A 24,696-nucleotide genomic window follows, 5' to 3' on the forward strand; every position below is an offset into this window, starting at 1 on the left:
CGCGGGCCTGCGCTCCGGCATATCTTGGTGAAAATGGGTGACGCGTTAGCTACGCGGAGTCGGAGAAAGGTCACGCCTTCCTCTGGCACGAAGGAATGGTGCAGGACCTGGGCACCTTCGGGGGTACGCCGCGTTTCCCGGGGACGTCGACCAGGGCGTCATCGTCGGCGACCACCGCACCCTGCCGCCCGACCCCTACAGCAGGCTCACCTCGTCGCCGGCAGCGAGGCTGCGGGCATCAACCCGGCCGGCCAGATCGCCGTACCGAAGGAGTGGGCCTGCCGGCGGACCAGCAGACCCAGCGCGCCTTCCTGCGGGAGGACGGCGCCGTCACCGAACGGGGCCGAGGCGACCGGCCTCAACAACCGGGGCCAGGTCGTCGGCCAGTCGGCGCTCGGCGCGGACGGCATGCTCTGGGGGCCCGTGGCAGGCGACTGATCGCACTCCGGAGGCCACCCGCTCCTTCCCGCTGAAGGGCGACTCTTGTCGGCATGTCCGGTGGGCCCAGGGTGAAGTGGGGGATTTGCGTGAAGTGTCCGGCGTAAGCTGGTGCATCTCGCAGGCGCTGCCACAGACGGACACGAAGCCGAGAGGGCGTGGCGGCGGAGGCAGGAGGGCGATTGCGTGCGGTGGGAAGGCGGCATGCGCGGGCGTCACGGAGCAAGCCGCCGCGATACCGGCATGACCCGGCGGCTCAAGGTGGTCGCGACGGTCGCGATCCTCGCCGCGGCCTGGAGCGTCGCGCTTGAGGCCGTCCCGGTCACGAGAGTGACGAGAGACGCGCGAGCCGGTGACACGGTCGCCGTCGCCACCCCTCACACCGGATCGGCGGCGGCGGTGTCCTCCATCGTGGGGCTGGGCGATTCGGTGCCGGCGGGCGCCGCGTGCGACTGTGACACCTTCGTCTCGCTGATCAGGAAGACCCTGGCGACGAAGCAGGGCACCGCCGTCGCCCTCGACAACCTGGCCACTGGTGGACTCACCTCGCAGGGCTTGCTCGACCACGTGGGCAGCGGGTCGGCGATGGACGCCATCGCGCACGCCGACCTGGTGATCATCACCATCGGCGCCAACGATTTCGACAGCGCCTCGCTCGAGGACGACGACTGCGGTCCCCGCGCGGGGCTGGCCTGCTACAAGAACGACCTCGCGCAGCTGCGCGCCAACGTGGACGGCATCCTCGGCAAGGTCCGCGCGCTGCAGAAGCGCCCGAGCAGCCGGATCGTCGTGACCGGCTACTGGAACGTGTTCCTGGACGGCGACAGCGCCCGGGCCAAGGGGAGGACGTACGTGTCGAACAGCGACGCCCTCACGCGTGCGGTGAACCGGACCCTCGCCGGTGCGGCCGCGGCGAAAGGCGCGCGTTACGTCGACCTCTACGGCCCGTTCAAGGGGGACGGCTCCCGGGACGACACCCCGCTGCTGGCCGCCGACGGTGACCACCCCAACGCCGCCGGACATCGAGTCATCGCCGACAGCATCCTGTCCGCCCTCGCCGCGACCAGATGAAAGATTCAGCGGTGAGCTCCCTGGTCAGGCGCATAGGGAGGGCTCTGGGCAGTCGTCGCCTGCGTCGCCGTGGCGATCGGCGCCATCGCCGCCGTGACCGTCCCCGCTTCCGCGGACACCGGGTGCAAAGTGGACTACGCCGTCAACTCCTGGCAGGGCGGCTTCACCGCGCAGGTGAAGGTGACGAACCTGGGGACGGCGCTCAGCGGGTGGCGGCTGCGGTGGACGTACGCAGGGGACCAGCGGGTGACGAGCGCGTGGAACGCGCAGGTGGAGCAGAACGGCAAGGTCGTGACGGCGGCCAACGTGGCGTGGAACGGCGCGCTGGCCACGGGCGGCAGTGCCGAGTTCGGCCTGCAGGCCACCTGGTCGGCGGCCAACCCGGCGCCCACCGACTTCACGCTCAACGACGTGGCCTGCAACGGCACCACCACACCGAGCCAGACCCCCACCGTCACGCCCACCGTCACCCCGACGGTCACGCCCACAGTGCCGCCTGGCTGCTCGGGCGCGGCGGTCTGCTCCGGGTTCGAGGACCAGGCGGGCAGCCCGTCCGGCGACTGGCAGGTCGTCACCCCCAACTGCGCCGGCACCGGCACGGCCGTGATCGACACCGCGATCGCGCACAGCGGCGGCAAGTCCCTGCGGGTCGACGGGGGCGGCGGCTACTGCAACCACCTCTTCGTCGGCACCACCCGCGACGTCTCCCGCGTCGGCCCGGTGGTCTACGGCAGGATGTGGGTCCGGCACACGACCGCCCTGCCCGCGACGCACGTCAGCATGATCACCATGGCCGACGCCAACGACGGCAACCGTGACCTGCGCATCGGCGGCCAGAACGGCGCCCTGCAGTGGAACCGCGAGTCCGACGACGCCACCCTGCCCGAGCAGAGCCCGGCGGGCGTCGCGCTCAGCGCCGCGCTTCCCGTCAACCGCTGGGTCTGCCTCCGCTACGAGATCGACACCACCAAGCAGTCGATGCGTACGTACCTGGACGACCAGGAGGTCGCCGGCCTGCGCGTGGACGGCACCCCGACGCAGGACGTCGACTCCCAGTGGCTGCGCCGCACCACCGCGCCGCGCCCGGCCACGCTGCGGCTGGGCTGGGAGAGCTACGGCAGCGACCAGGGCACCCTCTGGTACGACGACGTGGCGCTCGGCTCGGCACCGCTGTCCTGCTGATCACAATCCGAATGCTGAGAAGTCCTACCGTGACCTACGCTGTACGCATGCGCGTGACGATGCGGGAGGTGGCCGATCGGGCCGGCGTCTCGATCAAGACCGTGTCACGTGTGGTGAACGGCGAGCCGCACATCCGTCCGGAGAAGGTGCGACGGGTGCACGCGGCGATCGACGAGCTCGGCTGGGTCCCCAACCGGGCCGCCAGGGCGCTCAGGACCGGGCAGGTCGGGGTGGTCGGCATCGCCGTCACCGAGTTGCGCCGCCCGTATCTCGCCGGTCTCGTCGAAGCTCTGGTCACCGAGGCGGATCGCTGGGGGATGCTGGCCGCGGTCGAGCCGACGCACGGCGATCCGGCCCGGCTGGCGGCGGTCCTCGCCGCCAGGGGGAAGACGTTCGACGGCGTGGTGCTGATCGGGCCGGCGGCGCCGGTCGGCGACGGGCTGGACGACCGCCCGGTGGTCGTCGTGCAAGGAGGCGCGGCCGAGGTGGACCATGTCGAGGAGGACGTCGCGGAGGCGGCGGCCCTGGTGGCCCGCCACCTCGCCGTCATGGGCCGGTCCCGCCCGGCGCTGCTCGGCGCGCATCAGAATGAGCTGCGCGTTTCTCTCGACGGATCCGGCCCGGTGCCCGTGCCGTGTGCGGATCTCGGTGAGGTGGCCGATCGGCGCGCGGGCGCGCGAGCCGCCGTACAGCTGCTGGAGCGGCACCCGGACGTCGACGCGTTGCTGTGCGTCAACGACGAGGTGGCGCTCGGGGCTCTCGCGGCGCTGGTCAAGCACGGGGTGGACGTCCCGGGACGGGTGGCGGTGGCCGGGTACGGCAACCTGGAGGACGGACGGTTCTCGACGCCGTCGCTCACCACGATCGACCCCGGGCCGGCCCGGCTGGCGCGCAGCGCGCTGGAGCTGCTCGCCGACCGCCTCGCCGGCACGGCGCCGCGACAGCCGCGCGCGGTCGTCTCGCCGGTCGAGCTGATCCGGCGTGAGTCCACGCTCGGCCGGGACGCGCGATGAAGCGCCCGACGCTGGCGGATGTCGCCGTGCGGGCCGGGGTCTCGGCGAAGACCGTGTCCAACGTCCTTCTCGGCCGCCCGCATGTCTCGGCCGCCACCCGGGCCAAGGTCCAGGCCGCGGTCGAGGAGGTCGGCTACGAGGCGGGACATGCCACGAGCCAGGCCGGACGCGGGCTCGCCTCCGGCCGGACCGGCCGGATCGCCGTCGTCGTGCCGAACCTCTACCAGCCCTACTTCGCGGAGAACGCCGAGCGCCTCATCCTCGCCCTGGCCGAGTGCGGGTTCACCAGCACGCTGCGGATCGCCCACGGCGGGGCCCGCGAGCGCGACGCGGTGCTCGGCGTGACGACCGCCGACGTCGACGGCGTCATCATCTGCCCGCACCACCTGTCGGACGAACTGCTCGCCGGCGCGGCGGCGCGGCGCCCGGCGGTGGCCCTCGGCGGCGCGCCGATCAAGGCGCTCGACTGTGTGCTGATGGGGGAGCACGCCGGTTTCCTGGCGATCACCCGGCATCTGCTGGCCACCGGCCGGCGGCGGCTCGCGTTCGTCTGGAACGGTCCGGCCGGCGCCGTCCCGACCGGGGACCGCTACTCCGGGTTCGTCGCCGCCCTGGAAGAGTATGGCATCGAGCACGACCCCTCGCTCGTCGCCTACAGCTCCGACTGGGACCGCAGGGCCTCGGGCTACGAGGCGATGGTGGGACTGCTGCGGCGCTCCGGCCCCAGGTTCGACGCCGCGGTCTGCGTCAACGACACGATCGCCGTGGGTGTGCTGAAAGCCCTGCGCGCGCACGCCATCCGGGTCCCCGAGGACGTCGCCGTCACCGGCTTCGACGACACGGACGAAGGGGAGTTCACCATCCCGTCGCTGTCGTCGGTGAGCCCCGATCAGGGCGAGATGGTGGCCGCCGCCGTCCACCTGCTCATCGAGCGCCTCGACGGGTACGACGGCGCGGCCCGGCAGGTGCACACCGGTGTGCACCTGCTGATTCGCGACTCGTCCGCGCAGGCCTGACCCACTCCGCACCCCTTGAGGCGGTCAGTTGTTCCGCTGTTTGTCTCGTCATTGACAACGCTGAATGACGGCCCCTAACATCGCTGAAACATTCACCGAGATCTCGGTCACACCCTCCGTCCCCCCTCAGGAGGACCGCATGACCACTTCACCGGCTCTGTCCCGCCGGGCCTTCGTCGTCGCGGCCGGCCTCACCGCACTCGCGGGTTGCTCCGGCAAGAACTCCGCAGGCGATCCGAACACACTGCGGATCTTGGTCAGCAAGCATCCGCTGACCAAGCCGATGAGCACGATGGAGTGGCCCAAACAGCTGGAGAAGATCGCGGGCGTGAAGATCCAGTGGCAGGAGATCTCCGCCGACTGGGACCAGAAGAAGTCCACCATGCTGGCGGCCGGCGACGTGCCGGACCTGATCGTCGGCACGAACGCGATCACGAATGCCGACCTGGGCACGTACCGGACGCTCTTCGAGAACCTGGCCGACGACCTGGACGCGCTGCCGAACGTGAAGGCGCTGTTCGTGGCGAAGCCGCAGCTCAAATCGATGGCCACGCTGACCACCGGCGAGGTCTACGCGGTCCCGGGCTACAAGCGGTTCTGGCCGACGACCGTCACCCACCAGTACATCAACAAGCAGTGGCTCGACCGGCTCGGCCTGAAGGTCCCGACCACCTGGGACGAGCTGTACACCGTGCTCGTCGCGTTCAAGGAGGAGGACGCGAACGGCAACGGCGACAAGAACGACGAGATCCCGATGGACTGGTCACCGGTGGGCACGGGCGGCTTCGGCTACTTCCAGCCCAGCGTGCTGCTCGGCAGCGTCGGCCTGCCGATCGCGGGCGGCGGCGGCCAGGGCTACTTCCTCGAGGACGGCAAGGTCGGCAACTTCCTGGTCGACGAGCGCTACAAGCGGGTGATCCAGTTCCTCCACCGCTGCTACGCCGCGGGCCTGATCAGCAAGAACGTCATGACGCAGGACTACTCGGCCTACCAGGCGGTCGGCCGCGGCTCCGGCAAGGTGGCCAAGGTCGGCTTCAGCTGGGGCTGGACGGCCAGCGACCGGTTCGGCGCCGAGCTGGCCGACCAGTACGTCGCGATGGCGCCGCTGCTCGCCGAAGCCGGCCAGACCACACCGGTGACCTGGACCTACGACTCCAACGGCGAGAACTTCCCGTCGAACCAGATCCTCATGTCCGCCAAGACGAGCAACAAGCAGGCGGCGCTCAAGGTCGTCAACGCCTTCTACGACAAGGAGATGTCGCTGCAGGTGCTGTGGGGCGACCTCGGCCGGTACGTCAAGAAGATCAGCGACACGGAGTACGAGGTGCTCCCGCCGGCCGACGCCAAGGTCGACCCGTCGACCTGGAAGTGGACGGTCACCATCGCGGACGCGGGCCCGGTCTGGATCCGGGACGACATCGAGGTGAAGCTGCCGGCCGACCTGGACGAGGCCGTCGAGCAGACCAAGCCGCTGCAGAAGGCCCTGGCGAACATGGACGTCGACAAGGACGTCTACCCGTTCCAGTTCATCCAGATGAAGCCTGACGACACCAACCAGCTCGGGCTGAACAACACCACGATGCTCAACAGCGCGATGACGAAGTTCGCCGAGTGGATCACCAAGGGCGGCGTCGAGGACCAGTGGGGCCAGTACGTCCAGCAGGTCCAGAACGCCGGCCTGCAGAAGAACATCGACATCTACCAGCGCTACTACGACGAGTACGTGAAGACGCGCTGATGGCGGAATCTCTCGTCGCGGCTCGCAAGCCGGTGGCGGCCGGCGCCCGGGACCGATCCGGGCTGGGTGTCGGCCGGCACGTCAGGCGGTACTGGCAACTGTGGCTCATGGTCCTGCCGGCCGTGGGGTTCGTCGCCCTGTTCATGTACGTCCCGATGTACGGGATCCAGCTGGCCTTCCGGGAGTTCGACTTCACCGCCGGTCTCACCGGTGGCGAATGGGTCGGCCTGAAGTACTTCCGGCAGTTCTTCGACAGCCCGCTGTTCTGGCCGTTGCTGAAGAACACGTTCGTCATCGCCTTCACCACGCTCGTGGTGGGGTTCGTCGCGCCGATCCTGCTGGCCCTGATGATCAACCAGATCGCCGGCGGCCGGCGCAAAAGGGTCATGCAGACGGCGACGTACCTGCCGCACTTCATCTCGATCGTGGTCATCGTCGGCATGCTGCAGGCGTTCCTCAACCCGTCCACCGGACTGCTCACCCGGGTCCTCGCCCCCTTCGGCCTGGACGGGGTGAACTTCCTCGGTGACACGGCGGCGTTCGTGCCGGTGTACGTGATCTCCGACGTGTGGCAGCACTGCGGGTGGAACAGCATCATCTACCTCGCCGCGCTGTCGCGGGTCGACCCTCAGCTGTACGAGGCGGCCAAGGTGGACGGCGCGAACCGGCTGCAGCTCATCCGGCACGTCGACGTCCCGAGCATCGTGCCGACCATGGTGATCCTGCTCATCCTCACCATGGGCGGCGTGCTGAACACCGGCTTCGAGAAGGTCTGGTTGATGCAGAACAACCTGAACCTCCCGGTGTCCGAGGTCATCGCGACGTACGTCTACAAGATCGGCATCTTCAGCACGCAGTTCAGCTACGCCACCGCGATCGGCCTCTTCAACACGGTCATCAACTTCGTGTTCCTGATCGCCGCCAACGCGATCGCCCGCCGCGTGTCGAACTGGAGCCTGTGGTGAGCGCGACCCCCCTGCAGAGCAAGGGACTCTTCCGCAAGAAGACACCGGGCGACGTCGTCTTCATGCTGGCGCTGGGCGCGATCTGCGTGGCGGTGCTGTTCGCGGTGGTCTATCCGGTCTACTTCGTGGTGATCGCGTCCGTGAGCAACCCGTCGCTGATCTCCACCGGGGAGGTGTGGCTGTACCCGAAGGGCCTGAACCTCTTCGGGTACCGGGAGATCTTCAACGACGAACGGATCTGGACGGGCTACCGCAACACGCTGCTCTACAGCGTGGTCGGCACCGCGCTGAACCTCGTCGTGACCATCCCCGCGGCGTACGCGCTGTCGCGGCCGGAGTTCCGCCCGCGGCGGATCCTCATGCTGTTCTTCGTGTTCACGATGTTCTTCAACGGCGGCCTGATCCCGACGTACCTGCTCTATCGCGATCTCGGCCTGCTGGACAACTGGCTCGTGTTCGTCCTGCCGTCGGCGGTGAACGTCTACAACCTCATCATCGCCCGCGCGTTCTTCGAGCACTCGCTGCCGAAGGAGCTGTTCGAGGCGGCGATGATCGACGGTGTGTCCTACCTGCAGTATTTCGCCAGGGTCGCGCTGCCGCTGTCCAAGGCGATCGTCTCGGTCATCGGCCTGTACTACCTGGTCCAGCACTGGAACGACTTCTTCACCGGCATGGTGTTCGTCCGGGACAACGCGCTGCAACCGCTGCAGATCGTGCTGCGTGACATCCTCCTGTCCAACCAGGCGTTCGCCGGTGGCGTCGGGGCCTCCGGAGGCAGCGGCACCTCCTACGACCAGCAGTACGCCGACCAGATCAAGTACGGCGTGATCGTCGTCTCCAGCCTCCCGGTCCTGGTGCTCTACCCGTTCCTCCAGCGCTACTTCGAGAAGGGCGTCCTCATCGGGTCGGTGAAAGGCTGATGAGACGCGTCCTCACCTGGCACACGAGGGCGGGCGAGGTGGGCCTGCTGCTGCTCAAGCTGCACCTGCTGTGGGTCGTGTGGAGCCTGGCCGGCGGCATCGTGCTCGGCGTCTTCCCCGCGACCGCCGCGGTGTACGGCGTCATCCGCGGCGAGTTCCTGCACTCCGGGGCGCCTCGCGAGTTCCGCCGGCTCTGGCGGCAGGAGTTCCGCACCGCCAACGTGGTGGGCTACGTCTTCGCGGCGGCCTGGGCGGTGCTGCTGCTGGACCGGCGGCTGCTGGAGAGCGCAGACCTCGGCGTCGTCGAGCCGCTGCTGGGCGCGCTGCTCTGGCTGGTCACGCTGTTCGTGTCGTGCATGACCGTGAACGTCTGGATCCTCGCCGCCCACTTCGACGAAGGGCCGGGCGCGCTCGTCCGCCGCAGCGCGATCCTCGTCCTCGCCCGCCCGGTCCAGGCGCTCGTCACGCTGCTCGTCGTCGGCGTGGTCCTCTGCGCCTACTACGTCGTCCCGGGGCTGGTCCCGGTCTTCGGCGTCGCCGTACCGGCCTTCGCCTCCTTCGCCTACGTCTGGGGCACCGCGGTCCTGCCCAGGGCTCCGGGCTCGTGACGATCATTCACGAAACCTCGTTGGGAACACCATGACCATGACCTCTGCCGCCGCCTTGCGCCGCGAGCCGCTGCCGCTGACCGCGGTCACCATCGACGACGAGTTCTGGGCGCCGCGCCGCGAGCTGATCCGTACCCGTACGCTGCGGCACCAGGAGGGCCAGCTGCGCCGGCCCGGTCAGCAGTTCGACGCCCTGAGCCTGTCCTGGCGGCCGGGGGACCCGGACGAACCGCACATCTTCTGGGAGAGCGACGTCGCCAAGTGGATCGAGGCGGCCAGCTACTGCCTGGCCACCACCGACGACCCCGAGCTCGACCGGGCCGTCGACGAGGCGATCGAACTGCTGGCCGGCGCGCAGCAGGACGACGGCTACCTCAACGTGTACTTCACCGTCGTCAAGCCGGGGGAGCGGTTCACCGACCTCCGCGACGCCCACGAGCTGTACTGCGCCGGCCATCTCATCGAAGCCGGCGTCGCCCACTTCGAGGCGACCGGCAAGACCCGGCTGCTCGACATCGTGCGCCGCTACGCCGACCTGATCGACACCGTCTTCAGCGCCGACGGCCCCCGCGCGGGCGGCTACTGCGGGCACCAGGAGATCGAGCTCGCGCTGGTCAAGCTCTACCGCGCGACCGGCGAGCGCCGCTACCTCGACCTCGGCAGGCGGTTCATCGACTGGCGCGGGGAGCAGCCCTTCTACTTCGAGACCGAGCTGCGGCGCCGCGGCACCCCCGGCTACTTCGGCACCAGGCTCCCCCGGCGGCCCCGCGACCTGCGGCGGTTCCGCGAGTACAACCAGAGCCACCTGCCCGTGGCCGACCAGGCCGAGGCCGTCGGCCACTCGGTCCGCGCCATGTACATGTACAGCGCGATGACCGACCTGGCCGGCGAGTACGGCGACGACCGGCTGCTCGAGGCCGTGCGGCGGCTGTGGAGCAACGTCACGGACAAGAAGCTGTACATCACCGGCGGGATGGGCTCCGACCCCAGTATCGAAGGCTTCGGACCCGAGTACGACCTGCCCGACGCCCACGGCTACGCCGAGACCTGCGCCGCGATCGGCCTCGTCCAGTGGGCCCGGCGGATGAGCAACCTCACCGGCCACGGCCACTACGTCGACGCCCTCGAACGCGCCCTGTACAACGGCGTCCTCAGCGGCGCCTCCGCCGACGGCACCCGCTACTTCTACGGCAACCCCCTCGCCAGCCACGGCACCGTCACCCGGCAGGAATGGTTCGACTGCGCCTGCTGCCCGCCCAACCTCGCCCGGCTGCTCAGCGAGCTCGGCCGCTACGTCTACGCCCAGGGACCCGGCGAAGCCGTTGTCAACCTGTACGTGGCCGGCACCGCTCGCTTCACCTTCGCCGGCGGCGAGGTCACCCTCCGCCAGGACACCGCCTACCCCCAGGAAGGCCGCCTGGCCATCACGGTCACCCACGCCGACGACGAGGCGGAGTTCACGCTGGCCGTGCGCATCCCCGGCTGGAGCCGGCAGCCCACCGTCACCGTCAACGGCGAACCCGTTCACCGGCTCGTCCTCCGCGACGGCTACTGCACCCTCTCCCGCCGCTGGCGGGCCGGCGACGTGGTCGAGATCGATCTCGGCATGGAGGTCCGCCGGACCTGGGCGCATCCCGCCGTCGCCTCCGCCGCCGGCAAGGTCGCTCTCGAGCGCGGGCCGATCGTGTTCTGCCTGGAGGGCGTCGACCACGACTGCGCCGTGCACAGCCTCACCCTCGCCCGTGACACCCCCGTCCACGCGGTCCCGGACGAGCGGACCGGCGTCGTCACCCTGAACGCCGACGCCACCACGGACGCCGGCACCGACGGCTCGCTGTACGGCGACCGTCCTCCTGCCCGGCGGAACGTCACGCTGACCGCCGTGCCGTACTTCTTCTGGGCCAACCGCGGCCTCTCCGACATGACCGTCTGGATCCGCGACGGGCGGGAGTGAAGGAGAAGAGTTACGGAAGCCTGAGCTGCGACGCTTTCTCCATGCGAAACAAGATCATGAGAGTGCTGGTCCCGGCGGCCGCCCTGGCGGTGGCCGCGGCAGTTGGCGCCAGTACGTCCGCGAGCGCGCAGGCCGGTTACATCAAGAGCGTCCACAGGACCTTGGCGCAGTGCGAGGCGGCGGGCTGGAAGTACTCCGGGGACCACGAATACTGGGACTGCGACTGGGACAGCCCGTTCTGGGCGCTCTGGGTCCTGAAGTAACCATCCCGTATCCCCCCTTCTTCACGATCATCCCTCGCTAGCATCACAGCGGGGGAATCGGGACGTGAAGGGGACACATGGAAGTGGAGGCGCGGTTCGCGCTTCTCGGGCCGGTAGCGGTCGACGGGCATGACGGGCCGATCGCGCTGGGCTCGCCGAAACAGCGGACCGTGCTGGCCGCCCTGCTGCTCCATGTGAACCGTACGGTGCCGGACGACCGGCTCGTCGACCTGATCTGGGGCGAGCGGCCGCCGCGTACGGCTGTCGCGCGCTTACAGGTCTACATCCACGAGCTACGGGCTCTGGTCGGCAAGGAGCGCATCAGCCGCGTCGGCGCCGGCTACCGCATCCACGCCGGCGTGGACGAGCTCGACCTGCAGTTGTTCGAGCGGTACAGAACCGATGCGCGCGCCGACGCGGAGGAGGGACGCCACAGCGACGCCGCGGCACGGCTGCGTGCCGCCGCAGCGCTGTGGCGCGGGCCCGCGCTGGCAGGGGCCGGCGCCGCGCTGATCCACCAGGAACGTCCGGGCCTCGAGGACAGGCGGGTCTGCGCCCTGGAGGAGCTGTACGAGGCGGAACTGGCGGCCGGGCGGCACGCCGAGATCGTCGGCGAGCTGCACACGGCGGTGACCGAGCACCCGCTGCGCGAGCGGCTGCTGGGACAGCTCATGCTGGCCCTGCACCGGTGCGAGCGCCGCGCCGAAGCGCTGGCCGTGTACCGGGAGGCGAGACGGCGGCTGGTCGACGAGCTGGGCATCGAGCCCGGCCGCCCCCTGCGCCAGTTGCACCAGCGGCTCCTGAGGGACGACGAACCGGACTCGCCGGTGCCTCTTCCGCCGCGGCGAGAACCCTTCGTCGCGCGGCCGGCCGAGCTGCCCAGGGACGTGCCCGAGTTCGCCGCCCGCGACGCGGAACTGGCGTGGCTGAACGAGTGCCTGGACGGCGGCGACGGCGTCTGCGTGGTGAGCGGCACGGCCGGCATGGGCAAGACGGCCCTCGCGTTGCACTGGGCGCACCAGGCCAAGGACCGCTTCCCCGACGGGCAGCTCTACATCGACCTTCGCGGCTACGATCCGGACCACGAGCCGCTGACCACGACGGCGGCGCTGACCCGGCTGCTGGTCTCGCTCGGCGTCGATCCCGAACGGGTGCGGGGCGGGTTCGAGACGCAGCTCGGCCTCTATCGCTCGCTGCTGGCGGGACACTCGTTCCTGCTGGTCCTGGACAACGCCCGCGCGGCGGCCCAGATCGAGCAGCTCCTGCCCCCGAACGGCGTGGCACTCGTGACCAGCAGGCACCGCCTGGGCGAACTGGTGGCGTTCGCGGGTGCCAGGCAGCACTCGCTCGGCCCGTTGTCCGAGGAGGACGGCCGGGCGCTGCTGGACGGCGTGCTCGGACCGGCGGGCGGCCCGGCCGAGTCGCACGCGCGCGCCGAGCTGGTGCGCGCGTGCGGCGGGCTGCCGCTCGCGCTGCGCATCGCCGCCGCGAACGCCGCCGCCCGGCCCGAGGACGGCACCGCGGCGGTCGCGGCGGAGCTGGCCGCCGGCAACCCGCTGGCCGGGCTCACCGTGGACGGCGCCAGGGACAACCCCGTCACCGTCGCCTTCTCCGCCTCCTACCGCGTGCTCGCCCCCGCCGAGCAGCGGGTCTTCCGCCTGCTCGGGCTCGTGCCCGGCCCCGATGTCACCGTGGCGGCCGCGGCGGCGGTCACCGGCCTCCCGCAGGACGCGGCACGCGCCTCGCTCAAGACCTTGGCCGCGGCCCACCTGCTCGAACACCACATCACCGATCGGTACCGCTTCCACGACCTGGTCCGCCTGTACGCGGTGGCGGAAGCCGGGCGCGACCCCGAGCGTGAGCCGGCCTGGCATCGCCTGTTCGGCCACTACCTGCAACTGGGCGCCGCCATCGCCGCCCGCTGCGCGCCCGGAGAGTCCCTGCTCCCCGGCGAGCAACCGAGCACGGACGCCCGCGAGCGGCCGTCCCCCGAGACGGCCGACGTCATCAATCTGATGGCCGCGCTGATGCGCGCGATCGAGCGGGATCCCGGCCCGGCCGTCTGGCGCCTGGCCGACATGGTCCGCGCCATCTGCGCCCGTACCGGACGCATCGGCGAGTGGATGGAGATCGCGCCGACCCTGCTGGAGGCCGCCTCCGCGCACGACGTGCCGGCCGTGACCGCCATGCTGCACACCGGCATGGGCGATGGCCTCTTCCGTGTCGGCCGCCGCGAGGAGGCCGTCGGGCACCTGGAACAGGCCGTCCGCATCGCCCACGAGAGCGGCGAGCGCGAGGTCGAGGCGGCGGCCAGGATGGGGTTGAGCTTCGCGCGCGCGTGGACGGGCCACCTCGTCGAGGCGATGGCCGACAACGTACGGGCGGCGCAGCTCTTCGGCGAGCTCGGATCGGTGCCCGGCCACGTCCGGGCACTCCACGCGCTCGGCAACCAGTACCACCACCTGGGCCGGCTGGACCTGGCCGAGGAGTACTGCAGGCAGGCACTCGCGCTGAGCCGGCGCCACAATCTGCCCTACGCCGAGGGGGCCGACCTGCGGCAGTTGGGCGCCGTGCTCCTCGACCAGGGCCGGTACGGCGAAGCGGAGACCTGCCTTCGGCAGTCGGTCGCCCTGATCACCTCGATAGGCGGCCACGGCGCGGCCACGACGCAGATCTGGATCAGCCGGCTGCACTGGGAGAACTGCCGGTGGGCGCAGTCGCGGGACGAGGCGCTGGCCGCGCTCGACGTGTGCCGCAGCCAGGGTGACCGGCTGGTGGAAGGGGCGGCGCTGATCGCCCTGGCCGACGCCGGGATCCGTCTCGGCCTGACGACCGAGGCCGCCGACAGCCTGGACCTGGCCGACGACCTCATCGGCGCCGGCGGCCTGAGCTGGCATCTGGCCTACGCGCTGCTCGCCCGCGCCCGGCTGCTCGACGCCCTGGGCGACCAGGAGGGAGCCGTCCGCCACGCGCTGCGGGGACACACCGTGGCGGCCGAGAACACGTACCGGCTGCCGGAGCTGGCCGCGCTGACGGAGCTGGCCGGGCTGGAACGGCGACGCGGCGACCACGACGCGGCGGCACGCAGGGCCGATCAGGTTCTGCGGCTGTGCGGGCAGATCGGACACGCGCCGTGCGAGAAGAAGCTCACGCCGCTGCTGACGGACGCGCTGTAACGACCCGGCGCTGCCGGTCAGACGGGCGCCCGTCCGGGGGACACCCGTCTGTTACGGGCGCCCCGACCGAGGGACGCCCGCAACCGATCAGTGGCGGGGCGCGGGTTGTGCGCTCACGAAGGCGGCGACCTCGGCCGCGAACCGCTCCGGCTCCTCCAGGTGGCCCAGGTGCCCGCTGCGCTCCAGGATCACCAGGCGCGAGGCCGGAATCAGCCGGTGCAGCTCTTCGGCCCAGCGCACCCCGCAGATGACGTCATAGCGCCCGACCACGATCAAGGTCGGTGCGGTCAGCGCTCCGAGCGTCCCGCGGTCGTCGATGAGGTCAGGGGCGCCGTGCTCGTCCAGCCCCGAGATGTGGCTCGCCCGCAGGGCCGCTTGCAGCCGCGCCCAGTGCGGAGCGTCGGCCCAGTAGTCGGCGACGTAGGCCGGCAGGATCCCCCTGACGGTGCGCTCCATGCTCTCGTCGTCGGCGATCGCCGATATCCCCGCGAACGCCTGGAGGACCGCCGGCAGGCCCGGGTGATCGGCGTGGCGGGCGGCGAACTCTCCCACCAATCGCTGCGCCTCGGCCATGTGCTCGGGCCCGGTGAGCGGGGCGCTTTCGTACAGGATGAGACCGGCGACCTGGTCAGGGTGGTGCAGCGCGTGGTACTGGGCGACGAAACCGCCGTGCGAGTGCCCCAGCACATGGACCGGGCCCACGGCGAGGTGATCGATCAGCGCGGCCAGATGCCCGCTGTAGAGCCGCCGGGTGTAGCCGTGCGGATGGGTGGCGAGCCGGTCGGAGCCGCCGGTCCCGGCCGGCTCCAGGTAGACCATGGTCAGGTGCTTCTCCAGCTCGGGCGCGCGCAGATATTCCCAGGCGATTCCGGGGCCGCCCGGGTGCGCCACGCAGACCGGCCCGGAGCCGTGGACGTGGTAGCGCACGACGACGCCCTCTGCCTCGAAGGTGTGTACGCCCGCGGCCGGCTGCCCGGTGACAGGTGAGACCATCAGAACTCCCGATCTTGAAGGTGTGTGGATGACACCGACAAGATGCGGGCGCGGAGCCGAAGTTCGATCCCGGATGTATGACCTGCGTCACATCGAGGGCCAGGTGTCCTGAAGCTCCGGCGGCAGCACGGCGGTCCTCAACGGGACCGGATGGAACAGGCGCAGCTGCGCCACCCTGCCGCCGCTGAGACTCATGATCCACGCGACCGACGGCGGGCAGTGGCCGGGGTCGTCCGCCGGGTTGAGGATGTCCATCTCCCAGACGGTCAGTGACCGCCCCGCGGCCACGTTGACCGGCCGCTGCCGCACCCCGGCGGTGAGATCGCCGTCCATGGCCCGTTCGAGCAGCGCGGCGTCACCCATCCACGTGTCGCCGCTCATCAGGGCGACCTCGGGAGACCAGCTCTCCTTGAGAAGCTTGCCGAACTCTCCGGCCTCGGCGGCCGACAACGTGTCGCGGGCCTCGTCCCAGCTCGCCGCGGTCCGGAGCCGGGCGTCACTGTGCGCTCCGGCCGCCGTCGCGTCCAGGGCCGCGGCGAGTTTCGCCCGCGCCTGGTTCAGCCGGCTGCGTACGGTCCCCACCGGCACACCGCAAACCTGGGCGATGCGCTCGTACCCGGTCACTCCCTCGGTGAAATGGCGCAGCACCAGCGGCAACCGCAGCGTGGGCGAAAGCTCCTCGACGGCCTCCCACACCCAGTCCCGCAGCGCGTGCCGTTCCAGCAGCTCGCCGAGGTCGGCGTCGGCGTCTCGCACCGCGAGCTCGGCGACCGGCTCGACCTGGCTCGACGCGCGCAGGAGACCGCGGCACCCGTTGCGTACGATCATCCGCAGCCACGGGCCGGCCGCCCGCGGGTCCCGCACGTCCCCGATGCGGCGCAGGGCGACGAGCGCCGCCTCCTGCATGACGTCGTCCACGTCGGGACCGGGACCCAGGATGCTCAACGCCACGGCCCGCATGCCCGCCCGATGCTGTTCCAGCAGCAACCCCAGGGCGGCGATGTCACCGCCCTGGGCGGCCCGCGTCAACGCCACATCGTCGGCCGCGTGTCCCGTCATGCCCCGCATCGTCGCGTTTCCGCCCCCGTTCGCGGCCCTCCCCGGAACATCGGCCACCCGTGGGCCGCCCCAGGTGACGCACCAACCACCATAGGACCGGCAAAGTCATCTCCCGTACGTCAGATGACGTATCAGGGCGCGATGGCATCGAACTCGATCATGAGGTGGCGGGGGCCGCGCAGTGTCGGGTTGGGCCGGTACGGCGGCGGGTCCGTGGCCAGCCGGGGATTGACCAGCCGGCGGGCCGGCGCGGAGAGCGCCACCTGCGCCTCGCTCCGGGCCGGCGGCGCGCCGAAGCAGTAGTGGATGCCGTTGCCGAAGCCGAGGTGCACATTGTCGGCGCGGTCGGGGTCGAAGCGGTCCGGGTCGGGGAAGCGGTGGGGGTCGCGGCTGCCGGCGGCGAGGACGAGCGCGAGGGGGGAGCCCTGCGGGATGGTGGTGCCGGCGAGGTCGATGTCGGCCAGGGCGCTGCGTCCGGTCAGCATGTGCACCGTTGGTTCGTAGCGCAGGAGTTCCTCGACCAGCGGGATGCTCAGGTCGGGCTCGTGGCGCAGCCGCTCGAGCACGTCGGGGTGGCGCAGCAGGGTGAGCAGGCCGTTGGCGATGAGGTTGACGGTGGTCTCGTGGCCGGCGACCAGCAGCAGCGCGCCGGTGTTGAGCAGGTCGCCACGGGCCATCGGCCCTCGCTGGCGCTCCTCGAACGTTCCGGTGGTCGGGTCGAATGCCTCGACGGTGGCGTCGGCCCAGTGGCGGAAGCGCGGCTCGTCCTCGCGGGGCACGCCGAGCAGGTGGCAGATCGCGGCCACGGGCAGCGGGTAGGCGAACTCCTCGACGGCGTCGATGCCGTTCTTTCCGGCGAAGCCGTCGATCAGCCCGTCGGTGACCTCGGCGAGCCAGGGGCGGAGCTGACCCGTGGATCGTGCAGCAACGCGACGATCTCCGCATACGTCAACGCCGCGACGGCCATCGAGTACGGGCTGATGGCCGCTCTGGTGCCCTGAGAGACGACAGAAAGGCGGATGTCCGGCATCCGCCTTTCTCTTCCGGCCTGAGCGCGACGGCGGACGGCCCTCAGTCGGCGACGAGCCGGGTCTGGTCGGCCTGCTCGCGCTGGCGGCGCAGCTCGTAGGTGCCCGGCGCGATGCCGGTGAAGGCGTGTTCGGGGTGCGCGAGGTAGGCGGTCGCGTCCTCCGCGACGGTCAGCACGCCGAGCACCATCCCGCCGCCGAAGCGCTCCGGGGTGAAGAACGCCTTGCCGGTGGCGAGCAGGAGGTGGGTGTTGGCCCCGCCCTGGCCGCGGACGATCGGCACGCCGGTCTCGGGGACGGGGGTGCGGGCCGGCTCCCGGTTGGCCGGTACGACGGCGACGTCGCCCTGGAACTGCAGGCCGGACAGGATGGGGATCTCGGCCTGACGGTCGAGGTGCTCGTCGACGGTGACGCCGAAGGTGGCGATGGCCTGCTCGATGGTGGGCATCTTCTCTCGGGCTCCTTTGCCGGTGGGCGGGGGTCAGGATCGTCGTTGCGCCGTGGCGTACTGCGCCGGGGTGAGGCCGTAGGTCCAGGCGGCGGCGTGGATGGGGTCGCTGCAGTCGGCGGGGACGGTGAGGCCGAAGCGGCGGCGGGTGCCGTCCCGTTCGACGGTGCCGTTGGTGCACAGCAGGACCCGCACGTGCGTGGTGTAGATGTCCTCGGGAACGTCGTGCAGGCTGAGGGTCTGGCCGGGGTTGCCGGGGTCGGGCACGGCGGGCCCGATCTGGGCGAGGCCGGCCTCGTCGATGAAGCGGTCCCAGCCGCGGCGTTCGATGGCGCAGCGGCGGATCTCGGCGTTGGTCTCGCGGAGGATCTCGTCGGTGGTGAGGGTGTCGTCGATGACGGCCCGGGTGACGTGGGTGCCGTGCCAGAAGTGGACCCCGAACCCGTCGGCCCACCCGGCCGCGGGGCCGTCGGCGCGGTGCGGTCGGTGCACGGCCCTGGCGCCCTCGCCGACCTGCTCGAGGTGCAGCTCGGTCGGGCGCGGACAGAGCATGACGAAGTCGAGGAAGGGCCACCACCACCAGCCGGCGGGCGCGGATCGCGCCGCGTCCTGCTCCGGGGTGCTCTGCCACGGCCGGTCCTCGTCGTGCGGCGTGGCAGCGTCCTGGCTGAAGCGGTCGACCAGGGTGAGCCAGGTGCCGGGCCGCTGGAACGCCAGGTGGGCCCGCCACAGCCGGCGTACCTCTCCGCGGATCGTGTCCTGGCGCGGGCCGCCCACCGCCGCGTCCACCGCCGCCCGTACGGCCGCGTCCGACGCACCGGCGACCAGGTTCAGCACGCCGGCGGGCACGTTCCGGCTCTCCTCGCGGGCGGGCAGGTCCCGCACCGCCGAGGCCAGCGCGGAGCCCATCGTGGCGGCGATCTCGGCGTGCAGGGCGGTGGCCGCCGCGCCGTGCACCGGATCGCTCGCCGCCCCGTCGGACGCGGCCCGGACCGCGGCGCGTACGGCGTGCCCGACGGTCTCGCCGGCGGTGTCGTCCACCGAGCGGTAGACGGACTCCAGGACGCGGCTGTTGCGGTGGCCGGTGCTCAGGCAGGCGGCGATCGGCGCGGCGAACGCGCCGACGAGCGGTGAGGACACCCACACGACCCGTTCCGGGAACGGGACCCCGATCTCCCGGTAGCAGGCACGGGCGGCGGACTCCCACGCCCGCCTCTCGGCGGCGTCGTCGTCCCGGCCCGGCTCAGGACCCGGTGAATTCACGGTGGAGACCTCCAACTGGGGCGGGCCCCCTGGCTCCGCCCGAGGGCGCCGCAAAGACACCGTGCCGCGTGGGCTGTCCACGTCGGCGATCATGTACTCGGCGCAGCACGATACCTGCCCGCGCGGTCATTCGGGGTCCGTTTACAGATGATGTGCGGCGCCTTGACACATCTGTCGATCTCCGTACATTCGTACGAATGCAAGTGACTGCCGTCGAAGACGCGTTACGGGCTCATCCCGAAGACCTCGCCTCGTGGGGTGCCTACAGTGACTGGCTGCTGGAGCAGGGCGACGCCAGAGGCACGCTGATCCGCCTGGAGCAGCGCCTGGCGCGCACCCGTCCCGCCGACCGCCCGGCCGTGGAGAGCGAGATCGCCGGCCTCCTCGCGGAGCACGAGGACGGATGGGACGACGGGCTGCCGGCGACGGCGCGTGTGCTGGCACGCAGGTACGGCTTCGCCACGGAGGTGGCCGTCCCGTGGTCGGACGACGTCCGCGAGGTCGTGGAGCAGGTGCTGAGCGGCCGGTTCGTGACCACGCTGAGGATCACGGCGGGCGCGGCGACCGACGAGGACGACGAGGACTGGGACGACGACGAGGACTGGGACGAGGACGAGGACGAGGAGGGCGGCTCGGGAGGCGAGGTTCGCCCCGGGCGCCTGGACATGCGGGCACTCGACGGGCTGGATCTCGGGCGGCTCGCCGGGCTCGACCTCTCCTATCTGGACCTGGGTCCCGACGGCGCCGAGCTCCTCGCCGCCTCGCTCCGCACGGACCGGCTGCGGGCGCTGGAGCTGCGGTACTGCCGGATCGGCGACGCAGGTGTGGCGGCCCTCGCGGCGTCCCCGTACCTGGGCGGACTGCGCCGCCTGCACCTGCAGCGCAACAGGGTGAGCGCCGAGGGCGTGCGCTCCCTGCATCGGTTCCCGGAGCTGACCGAGCTCGACCTGCGGTACAACCGCATCGGCGAGGCGGGCGCGGAGGCTCTGGTCGCGGCCCCGTTCGCCGGGTCCCTCGCGCGGCTGTGGCTCTACGACGCCGATGTGGGCCAGGACGGCGTGCGCAAGCTGGCGCACGCCGCGAACCTTCCGTCCGGGCTGCGCAGCTTGTGGAGGTGCATGTGAGCATCGAACTTCGGGATCGGTTCTTCGTCCTGTCGAGCGGGGACGCGCCCGCCGAGGAGGCCGCCCGGTATCGGGCAGAGGTGGACGCGACCGACGCCGATCCGGCCGCGACGGTGGACGGACTGGACATTTCCTGGCATCCATCGGCGCGGTTCAAGGCGGTGCGGTTCATCGACGCCGAGCGGATCGACGAGCGGGTGCGCGATCTGTTCGCCCGGCCGAGCGCGGACGCGCCGTACCTGGCGGCGGTGTTCGTGGATCCGCACGAGTTGTCGTTCCGCACGTTCGAGAACATCGTCCCGCTGGACCGCCTGTTCGAGGACGTGCCGTTGGAGGCGGAGCTCGCCGGGCGGGTGGAGCACGCGGAGGGGGTGTTCTCGTTCTCGCTGCGGTTGCCGGCCGAGGCGCAGGCCCGGCTGGCGCGGCTGGACGAGCTCAAGCTGTACGTGCCGCCGCTGAACGCCGGATCCCGGGGCGGTGAACGGTTCATCTTCCACTCGGCGCTGCTGGCCGAGGCGTTGACCGCGGCGGTGGCCGACGCGTTGCCGCCGGCGACGGCGGAGGGGTTCTCGCACGTGAACCCGGTGTTCAGGTGCAACCGGTTCGAGCCGGGTGACGCCAACTTCCACCGCCATCGGGACACGCCGTACTTCGACGCGACGCGGCGGCACATCTCCCGGTACACGGTGCTGCTGTACCTGACCGGCGGCACGGGGTCGCCGGCGCTGGACCTGGTCGGCGGCGCCGCGCTCAGCGAGATCGGCGACTTCACGTGCGTGATCTTCGACCAGCGGTACGAGCACGAGGGCGCCCCCTACCACGACGGCCGCAAGGTGTTCCTGCGTACCGAGCTCATCTTCGCCGCCGACGAGGTCACCGAGGCGCCGGAGATCGGCGAGCTGTTCAGCAAGGCGTGCTACCTGACCGGTGAGAGCGTGTTCGCGCCGGAGCTGGCCCGGCAGGCCGACGCGTACTACAACCAGGTGGCGGCCGCCCACTGGAACGGCCTGGGGGAGGGCCCCACGCGCGAGACCTTCGTGCACAAGGAGTTCCGCGGAGTGCACTTCGTGGCCAACGGCTACGACTTCTGGTTCGCCAAGTCCGAGGAGCTGCCGCTGGCGGAGTGCGCCGCGCTCACCCTTCTGGACTACTTCAACTGCAAGCTCGGCGACACCGCGTTCCGGGCGCTGTGCGAGACAGAGGTCATCGAGTCCGACGACGCCGGCTGGATCCCCGAGTTCCTGGCGGCCAGGCGCGGCGGGTCCGTCATGACGCGGGTGGACAAGTCCGCGTTCTTCCCCGAGCCGGAGCGGGCCGACAACGAGATCTGCTGCCCGTTCCACTCCTCCGGACGCTACGACCCCACGCGCCACGACGAGATCATCGATCTCTACACCGACGCGCAGTCCTTCGCCAAGGCGCACATCCTCCCCGCGCCGATCCTCATGCTCGGCGAGGACGTGGCTCTCGACCCGGACCGGTTCGTCGTCCAGGACAACCTCATCCACGTGCTCGGCAAGGGCGCGCTCCAGCCGGTGAACTTCGCCGCCTGCTGGAACGACGAGTCCATCCCCGAGGACTACGTGGTCGTCGCGGCCAAGGTCGGCGTGGCGCAGTTCCTCGTCCCGCCCATCATCTACACCGAGTCCGCCGGCTGCTACCACCTCAAGTTCGACTTCTTCCGCAACTCGTGGATGGTCGACCACCAGCGGGCCACCATCCCCATCCCGAGGATCACCGAGGAGGACTGGGCCGACCCGGACGAGAGCCGCGCCTGGCGGCGCTACGTGGACGACTCGCTCGTCGACGACGAGCACCCGCTGCCGCCCAGCGACCTGTGGGACGACGAAGAGGACGACTGGGACGACGAGGACGACTGACGCGGCGGGGAATCAGCGGCGGGCCTCGTAAACGCGGTTGGCGGGGCCCTCCGCGGCCAGCTTCCAGGTGCGCAGGCCGGCCTCGTACGCGATGCGCCGCAGGGCGTCCTCGCCTGCGTGGTTGCCCAGCGCGTACGGCCCCTTCTGGGCCAGCGCCCCGGGCAGGCACAACGTCGCGGACGTCGCGGTGAACGCCCGGCCGAGCGGATTGACGTTGTCCTGGGGCGCCGCGGCGGCGTTCGGCTCGACGACCAGGCAGGCGCCGCCGGCGGCCAGCGTCTGCGCGGCCCGCCGGAACGCGGCGCCGGGGTCACCGAGGTCGTGCAGGCAGTCGAAGAAGGTGATCAGGCCGTAGTCGCCGCCGGGGAAGTCGCCCGCGCCCGCGAGCTCGAAGGTCACCCGATCGGCCAGCCCCTGCTCCTCCGCCGCCCGCCGCGCTCTCTCGAGGGACGGGCCGTGGAAGTCGAAGCCGTGGAAGCGCGAGCCGGGGAACGCGTGCGCCATGAGCAGCGTGCTGTGGCCGAAGCCGCAACCGACGTCGGCGACGGACATGCCCCGCTCCAGCCCCTCCACGACGCCGTCCATGGCCGGCAACCACTCCTGCACCAGGGACGCCGCGTAGCCGGGGAGGAAGAACGTGGCCACCCCCTCGTACAGAGTGGGCTCGTGCTCCTCCCAGCCCACGCCGTCGCCCGTCCGGTAGGCGTCCACCAGCGCGTCCTCGGTGGCGTAGAGCGACTGGAGCATGGTGAACGCCCCCGCCGAGTACGTGGGAGAGGCCGGGTCCGCGAGCACGGCGGCGTGTTCGTCGGGGAACACGTAGGTGCCGGTGCCGGGCTCGTAGTGCACGTACTGGCCGGCGACCTGGGAGGCCAGCCACTCCCGTACGTATCGCTCGTTGAGCCCGGTACGGGCGGCGAGTTCCTCGGAGGTCAGCGGCCCGGCCCCGGCCATCGCCCCGTAGAGCCCGAGCCGGGTACCGATCGACGTGCACAGGCCCGCGAGGGCGGCACCGCTGTCGGTCATCACGCGTTCCAGGAACTCCTGCACCCGATCCTGGTCGAGCGTCTTCTCCATAGTTCGCAAATCTATATAAACGATGACAATTAGCGTTATATAAACAGTGACGGCTGGCCCAAGCGCGCGCCCGCAGAGTGTCAAAAGCTCCGTCGTGGGAGTGAGATGCGTGTGCCGTGAAGCTTTTCGGCCTGGCGCGGTAAGTACAGGTGACCGCATACGCCAGAAAGGCCGACATGCATGACAATCCACCGCGAAGGCGTCGAGTTCGATGACGCGACCCTCATCGAGAGGTCCCTGAACGAGCCGGAGACCTTCGCCGTACTCTTCGACCGGCACGCGCCGCTCCTGCACCGCTACGTGACCAGACGCCTGGGACCCGACGAGGCGGAGGACGTCGTGGCCGACACCTTCCTGGCCGCGTTCCAGCGCCGGGGCGATTATGACCGGGGCCGCCCCGACGCCCGCCCGTGGCTGTACGGCATCGCCACCAACGTGATCGGCAAGCGGCGGCGCACCGAGACGAACCTCTACCGGGCGTACATCCGCAGCGGCGTGCACCCGGCCGAGATCGTGGGCCGCCAGGTCGAGGACGGGGTCAACACCCTGGCCGTCAACCGGCCGCTGGCACGGGCCCTGCTGAAGCTCAGCCGGGCCGACCGCGACGTGCTGCTGCTCGTCGCCTGGGCCGAACTGAGCTACCAGGAGGTCGCCGACGCGCTCGCCATCCCGCCGGGCACCGTCGCGTCGCGCCTCAACCGGGCCCGCCTCCAGATCCGTCGCGCCCTCGACCGAGAAGACCAAGGAGAATGACATTGGACGCACTGAAGGCCATGTGGGAGACCGTCCCACCGGCCACCCCCGATGATCTCGCGGGAGCACGACGACGGTTGATCGACGGGATGCACACCCGGCGGCGCGTCGTCACCGTGCCCCGGGCGCTGGTCGCGGTCGCAGCCACGGCGGCGGTCGCCCTCACGCCGCAGGTGATCGGCACCGGGACCTCGGCGTACGCGGTGACCAAGGACCCGGACGGCACGCTCACGGTGACGCTCAAGGAACTGCGCGACCCCGACGGGCTGGAGGCCGAGCTGGCCGGGGCCGGCGTCAAGGCCGACGTGACGTTCCTGGCTCCCGGCATGCGATGCGAGGTCCCCAGGTTCGTCGGCGCGGACGAGTCCTACGGCGGGCCGCCCGTCGACGGCGCGGACGAGCTGCGTGAGCGCGTGGGCAAGCTGCGTTCGTTCAAGGCCATCCGGGGGAGCTCGGGCAAGTTCCAGATCTTCCCCGAGTACATCAGGCCGGGCGAGACGCTCGTGCTCGAGTTCAGCGACGAGCGCAGCGCGCAGGTGCTCTGGCGAATGGGCTCATGGCTGGCCAAGGCGGGCTCACCTGTGAAGCCGTGCACACCCGTTCCCCACACCGGCTGAGGCCCGGGTTTGAAGAGGCGGGAACCGGCACGCCGGCTCCCGCTTTCTTCGCTCTCAGCGCGCCGTGGTGAACCTCAGCGTGCCGCGCCCGCTGTGCGCCTCACGGGCAC

At 71.0% G+C, this 24,696-nt stretch carries 22 protein-coding genes; 16 read left to right on the forward strand and 6 right to left on the reverse strand.

The window, feature by feature from the left end:
• Nucleotides 1-681 precede the first annotated feature (681 nt).
• The 11 genes from ACIBI9_RS57920 to ACIBI9_RS57970 all read left to right on the forward strand — a co-directional run bounded on the left by ACIBI9_RS57920 (nucleotide 682) and on the right by ACIBI9_RS57970 (nucleotide 14,344).
• On the forward strand, nucleotides 682-1,509 hold the full coding sequence (locus tag ACIBI9_RS57920) for an SGNH/GDSL hydrolase family protein (protein ID WP_397236025.1): 828 nt from the start codon (nucleotides 682-684) through the stop codon (nucleotides 1,507-1,509).
• A 69-nt stretch (nucleotides 1,510-1,578) separates the two neighbouring features.
• The gene (locus ACIBI9_RS57925) at nucleotides 1,579-2,691 is read left to right on the forward strand and encodes a cellulose-binding domain-containing protein (RefSeq protein ID WP_397236027.1); all 1,113 of its coding nucleotides are present in this window, start codon (nucleotides 1,579-1,581) and stop codon (nucleotides 2,689-2,691) included.
• Between the two features lie 29 nt (nucleotides 2,692-2,720).
• Entirely contained in the window at nucleotides 2,721-3,704 is a 984-nt protein-coding gene (locus ACIBI9_RS57930) for a LacI family DNA-binding transcriptional regulator (RefSeq protein WP_397236029.1), read from the forward strand.
• Nucleotides 3,701-4,720, forward strand: coding sequence for a LacI family DNA-binding transcriptional regulator (locus tag ACIBI9_RS57935; protein ID WP_397236031.1), 1,020 nt, complete (start codon nucleotides 3,701-3,703; stop codon nucleotides 4,718-4,720). Before ACIBI9_RS57930 ends, ACIBI9_RS57935 begins: the two co-directional genes overlap by 4 nt.
• 139 nt (nucleotides 4,721-4,859) lie before the next feature.
• On the forward strand, nucleotides 4,860-6,458 hold the full coding sequence (locus tag ACIBI9_RS57940) for a hypothetical protein (RefSeq protein ID WP_397236033.1): 1,599 nt from the start codon (nucleotides 4,860-4,862) through the stop codon (nucleotides 6,456-6,458).
• Entirely contained in the window at nucleotides 6,458-7,423 is a 966-nt protein-coding gene (locus tag ACIBI9_RS57945; RefSeq protein ID WP_397236035.1) for an ABC transporter permease, read from the forward strand. Before ACIBI9_RS57940 ends, ACIBI9_RS57945 begins: the two co-directional genes overlap by 1 nt.
• Nucleotides 7,420-8,343: a carbohydrate ABC transporter permease gene (locus ACIBI9_RS57950; RefSeq protein ID WP_397236037.1), complete on the forward strand. Its 924-nt coding sequence runs from the start codon at nucleotides 7,420-7,422 to the stop codon at nucleotides 8,341-8,343. Before ACIBI9_RS57945 ends, ACIBI9_RS57950 begins: the two co-directional genes overlap by 4 nt.
• Complete coding sequence (locus ACIBI9_RS57955) at nucleotides 8,343-8,951, forward strand: YesL family protein (protein WP_397236039.1); 609 nt, start codon at nucleotides 8,343-8,345, stop codon at nucleotides 8,949-8,951. Before ACIBI9_RS57950 ends, ACIBI9_RS57955 begins: the two co-directional genes overlap by 1 nt.
• Before the next feature lie 31 nt (nucleotides 8,952-8,982).
• Entirely contained in the window at nucleotides 8,983-10,905 is a 1,923-nt protein-coding gene (locus ACIBI9_RS57960) for a glycoside hydrolase family 127 protein (RefSeq protein ID WP_397236041.1), read from the forward strand.
• Between the two features lie 41 nt (nucleotides 10,906-10,946).
• The gene (locus tag ACIBI9_RS57965) at nucleotides 10,947-11,168 is read left to right on the forward strand and encodes a hypothetical protein (RefSeq protein ID WP_397236043.1); all 222 of its coding nucleotides are present in this window, start codon (nucleotides 10,947-10,949) and stop codon (nucleotides 11,166-11,168) included.
• Nucleotides 11,169-11,245: 77 nt separating this feature from the next.
• On the forward strand, nucleotides 11,246-14,344 hold the full coding sequence (locus ACIBI9_RS57970; protein WP_397236045.1) for an AfsR/SARP family transcriptional regulator: 3,099 nt from the start codon (nucleotides 11,246-11,248) through the stop codon (nucleotides 14,342-14,344).
• An 87-nt stretch (nucleotides 14,345-14,431) separates the two neighbouring features.
• Here the strand turns inward: ACIBI9_RS57970 and ACIBI9_RS57975 are convergent, their stop codons facing one another.
• The 3 genes from ACIBI9_RS57975 to ACIBI9_RS57985 all read right to left on the reverse strand — a co-directional run bounded on the left by ACIBI9_RS57975 (nucleotide 14,432) and on the right by ACIBI9_RS57985 (nucleotide 17,202).
• A complete protein-coding gene (locus ACIBI9_RS57975) occupies nucleotides 14,432-15,337 on the reverse strand; it encodes an alpha/beta fold hydrolase (RefSeq protein ID WP_397236047.1) in 906 nt (301 codons plus the stop codon).
• A gap of 87 nt (nucleotides 15,338-15,424) precedes the next feature.
• A complete protein-coding gene (locus ACIBI9_RS57980) occupies nucleotides 15,425-16,396 on the reverse strand; it encodes an RNA polymerase sigma factor (protein ID WP_397236049.1) in 972 nt (323 codons plus the stop codon).
• Between the two features lie 131 nt (nucleotides 16,397-16,527).
• A complete protein-coding gene (locus ACIBI9_RS57985) occupies nucleotides 16,528-17,202 on the reverse strand; it encodes a cytochrome P450 (RefSeq protein ID WP_397236051.1) in 675 nt (224 codons plus the stop codon).
• Between ACIBI9_RS57985 and ACIBI9_RS57990 the strand changes: the two genes are divergently transcribed.
• Nucleotides 17,185-17,397: a hypothetical protein gene (locus tag ACIBI9_RS57990; RefSeq protein WP_397236053.1), complete on the forward strand. Its 213-nt coding sequence runs from the start codon at nucleotides 17,185-17,187 to the stop codon at nucleotides 17,395-17,397. The two genes, ACIBI9_RS57985 and ACIBI9_RS57990, sit on opposite strands and share 18 nt — an antisense overlap.
• Before the next feature lie 70 nt (nucleotides 17,398-17,467).
• On the opposite strand, the gene ACIBI9_RS57995 is transcribed toward ACIBI9_RS57990, so the two are convergent.
• Together ACIBI9_RS57995 and ACIBI9_RS58000 are read right to left on the reverse strand one after the other, a co-directional pair.
• Nucleotides 17,468-17,872 (reverse strand): hypothetical protein, encoded by a 405-nt coding sequence (locus ACIBI9_RS57995; protein WP_397236055.1) that lies wholly within the window; start codon nucleotides 17,870-17,872, stop codon nucleotides 17,468-17,470.
• Nucleotides 17,873-17,905: 33 nt separating this feature from the next.
• Nucleotides 17,906-19,135 carry a DUF6745 domain-containing protein gene (locus tag ACIBI9_RS58000; RefSeq protein ID WP_397236057.1) on the reverse strand — a complete coding sequence of 410 codons (1,230 nt, stop codon included), beginning with the start codon at nucleotides 19,133-19,135 and terminating at the stop codon, nucleotides 17,906-17,908.
• A gap of 197 nt (nucleotides 19,136-19,332) precedes the next feature.
• Here ACIBI9_RS58000 and ACIBI9_RS58005 point away from each other — a divergent pair, with 197 nt between their 5' ends.
• Together ACIBI9_RS58005 and ACIBI9_RS58010 are read left to right on the forward strand one after the other, a co-directional pair.
• Nucleotides 19,333-20,259 (forward strand): TIGR02996 domain-containing protein, encoded by a 927-nt coding sequence (locus ACIBI9_RS58005; protein ID WP_397236059.1) that lies wholly within the window; start codon nucleotides 19,333-19,335, stop codon nucleotides 20,257-20,259.
• Nucleotides 20,256-22,139: a hypothetical protein gene (locus ACIBI9_RS58010; protein ID WP_397236061.1), complete on the forward strand. Its 1,884-nt coding sequence runs from the start codon at nucleotides 20,256-20,258 to the stop codon at nucleotides 22,137-22,139. Before ACIBI9_RS58005 ends, ACIBI9_RS58010 begins: the two co-directional genes overlap by 4 nt.
• A gap of 12 nt (nucleotides 22,140-22,151) precedes the next feature.
• Here ACIBI9_RS58010 and ACIBI9_RS58015 read toward each other — a convergent pair whose 3' ends face one another.
• Complete coding sequence (locus ACIBI9_RS58015) at nucleotides 22,152-23,216, reverse strand: class I SAM-dependent methyltransferase (protein WP_397236063.1); 1,065 nt, start codon at nucleotides 23,214-23,216, stop codon at nucleotides 22,152-22,154.
• A 180-nt stretch (nucleotides 23,217-23,396) separates the two neighbouring features.
• Between ACIBI9_RS58015 and ACIBI9_RS58020 the strand changes: the two genes are divergently transcribed.
• Nucleotides 23,397-23,969 (forward strand): RNA polymerase sigma factor, encoded by a 573-nt coding sequence (locus ACIBI9_RS58020; protein WP_397236065.1) that lies wholly within the window; start codon nucleotides 23,397-23,399, stop codon nucleotides 23,967-23,969.
• A gap of 2 nt (nucleotides 23,970-23,971) precedes the next feature.
• Nucleotides 23,972-24,586, forward strand: coding sequence for a hypothetical protein (locus ACIBI9_RS58025; protein WP_397236067.1), 615 nt, complete (start codon nucleotides 23,972-23,974; stop codon nucleotides 24,584-24,586).
• Nucleotides 24,587-24,696: the final 110 nt, after the last annotated feature.

It is taken from the genome of Nonomuraea sp. NPDC050451 (assembly GCF_044458585.1).

Excerpts from the sequence above, each read along its gene's own strand:
- ACIBI9_RS57975 (WP_397236047.1), bottom strand. The coding sequence starts at position 15,337 with ATGGTCTCACCTGTCACCGGGCAGCCGGCCGCGGGCGTACACACCTTC.
- ACIBI9_RS57935 (WP_397236031.1), top strand. The coding sequence starts at position 3,701 with ATGAAGCGCCCGACGCTGGCGGATGTCGCCGTGCGGGCCGGGGTCTCG.
- ACIBI9_RS58015 (WP_397236063.1), bottom strand. The coding sequence starts at position 23,216 with ATGGAGAAGACGCTCGACCAGGATCGGGTGCAGGAGTTCCTGGAACGC.
- ACIBI9_RS57965 (WP_397236043.1), top strand. The coding sequence starts at position 10,947 with ATGCGAAACAAGATCATGAGAGTGCTGGTCCCGGCGGCCGCCCTGGCG.
- ACIBI9_RS57940 (WP_397236033.1), top strand. The coding sequence starts at position 4,860 with ATGACCACTTCACCGGCTCTGTCCCGCCGGGCCTTCGTCGTCGCGGCC.
- ACIBI9_RS58020 (WP_397236065.1), top strand. The coding sequence starts at position 23,397 with ATGACAATCCACCGCGAAGGCGTCGAGTTCGATGACGCGACCCTCATC.
- ACIBI9_RS57945 (WP_397236035.1), top strand. The coding sequence starts at position 6,458 with ATGGCGGAATCTCTCGTCGCGGCTCGCAAGCCGGTGGCGGCCGGCGCC.
- ACIBI9_RS57980 (WP_397236049.1), bottom strand. The coding sequence starts at position 16,396 with ATGACGGGACACGCGGCCGACGATGTGGCGTTGACGCGGGCCGCCCAG.
- ACIBI9_RS57970 (WP_397236045.1), top strand. The coding sequence starts at position 11,246 with ATGGAAGTGGAGGCGCGGTTCGCGCTTCTCGGGCCGGTAGCGGTCGAC.
- ACIBI9_RS57955 (WP_397236039.1), top strand. The coding sequence starts at position 8,343 with ATGAGACGCGTCCTCACCTGGCACACGAGGGCGGGCGAGGTGGGCCTG.
- ACIBI9_RS57920 (WP_397236025.1), top strand. The coding sequence starts at position 682 with ATGACCCGGCGGCTCAAGGTGGTCGCGACGGTCGCGATCCTCGCCGCG.
- ACIBI9_RS57960 (WP_397236041.1), top strand. The coding sequence starts at position 8,983 with ATGACCATGACCTCTGCCGCCGCCTTGCGCCGCGAGCCGCTGCCGCTG.
- ACIBI9_RS58005 (WP_397236059.1), top strand. The coding sequence starts at position 19,333 with ATGCAAGTGACTGCCGTCGAAGACGCGTTACGGGCTCATCCCGAAGAC.
- ACIBI9_RS57995 (WP_397236055.1), bottom strand. The coding sequence starts at position 17,872 with ATGCCCACCATCGAGCAGGCCATCGCCACCTTCGGCGTCACCGTCGAC.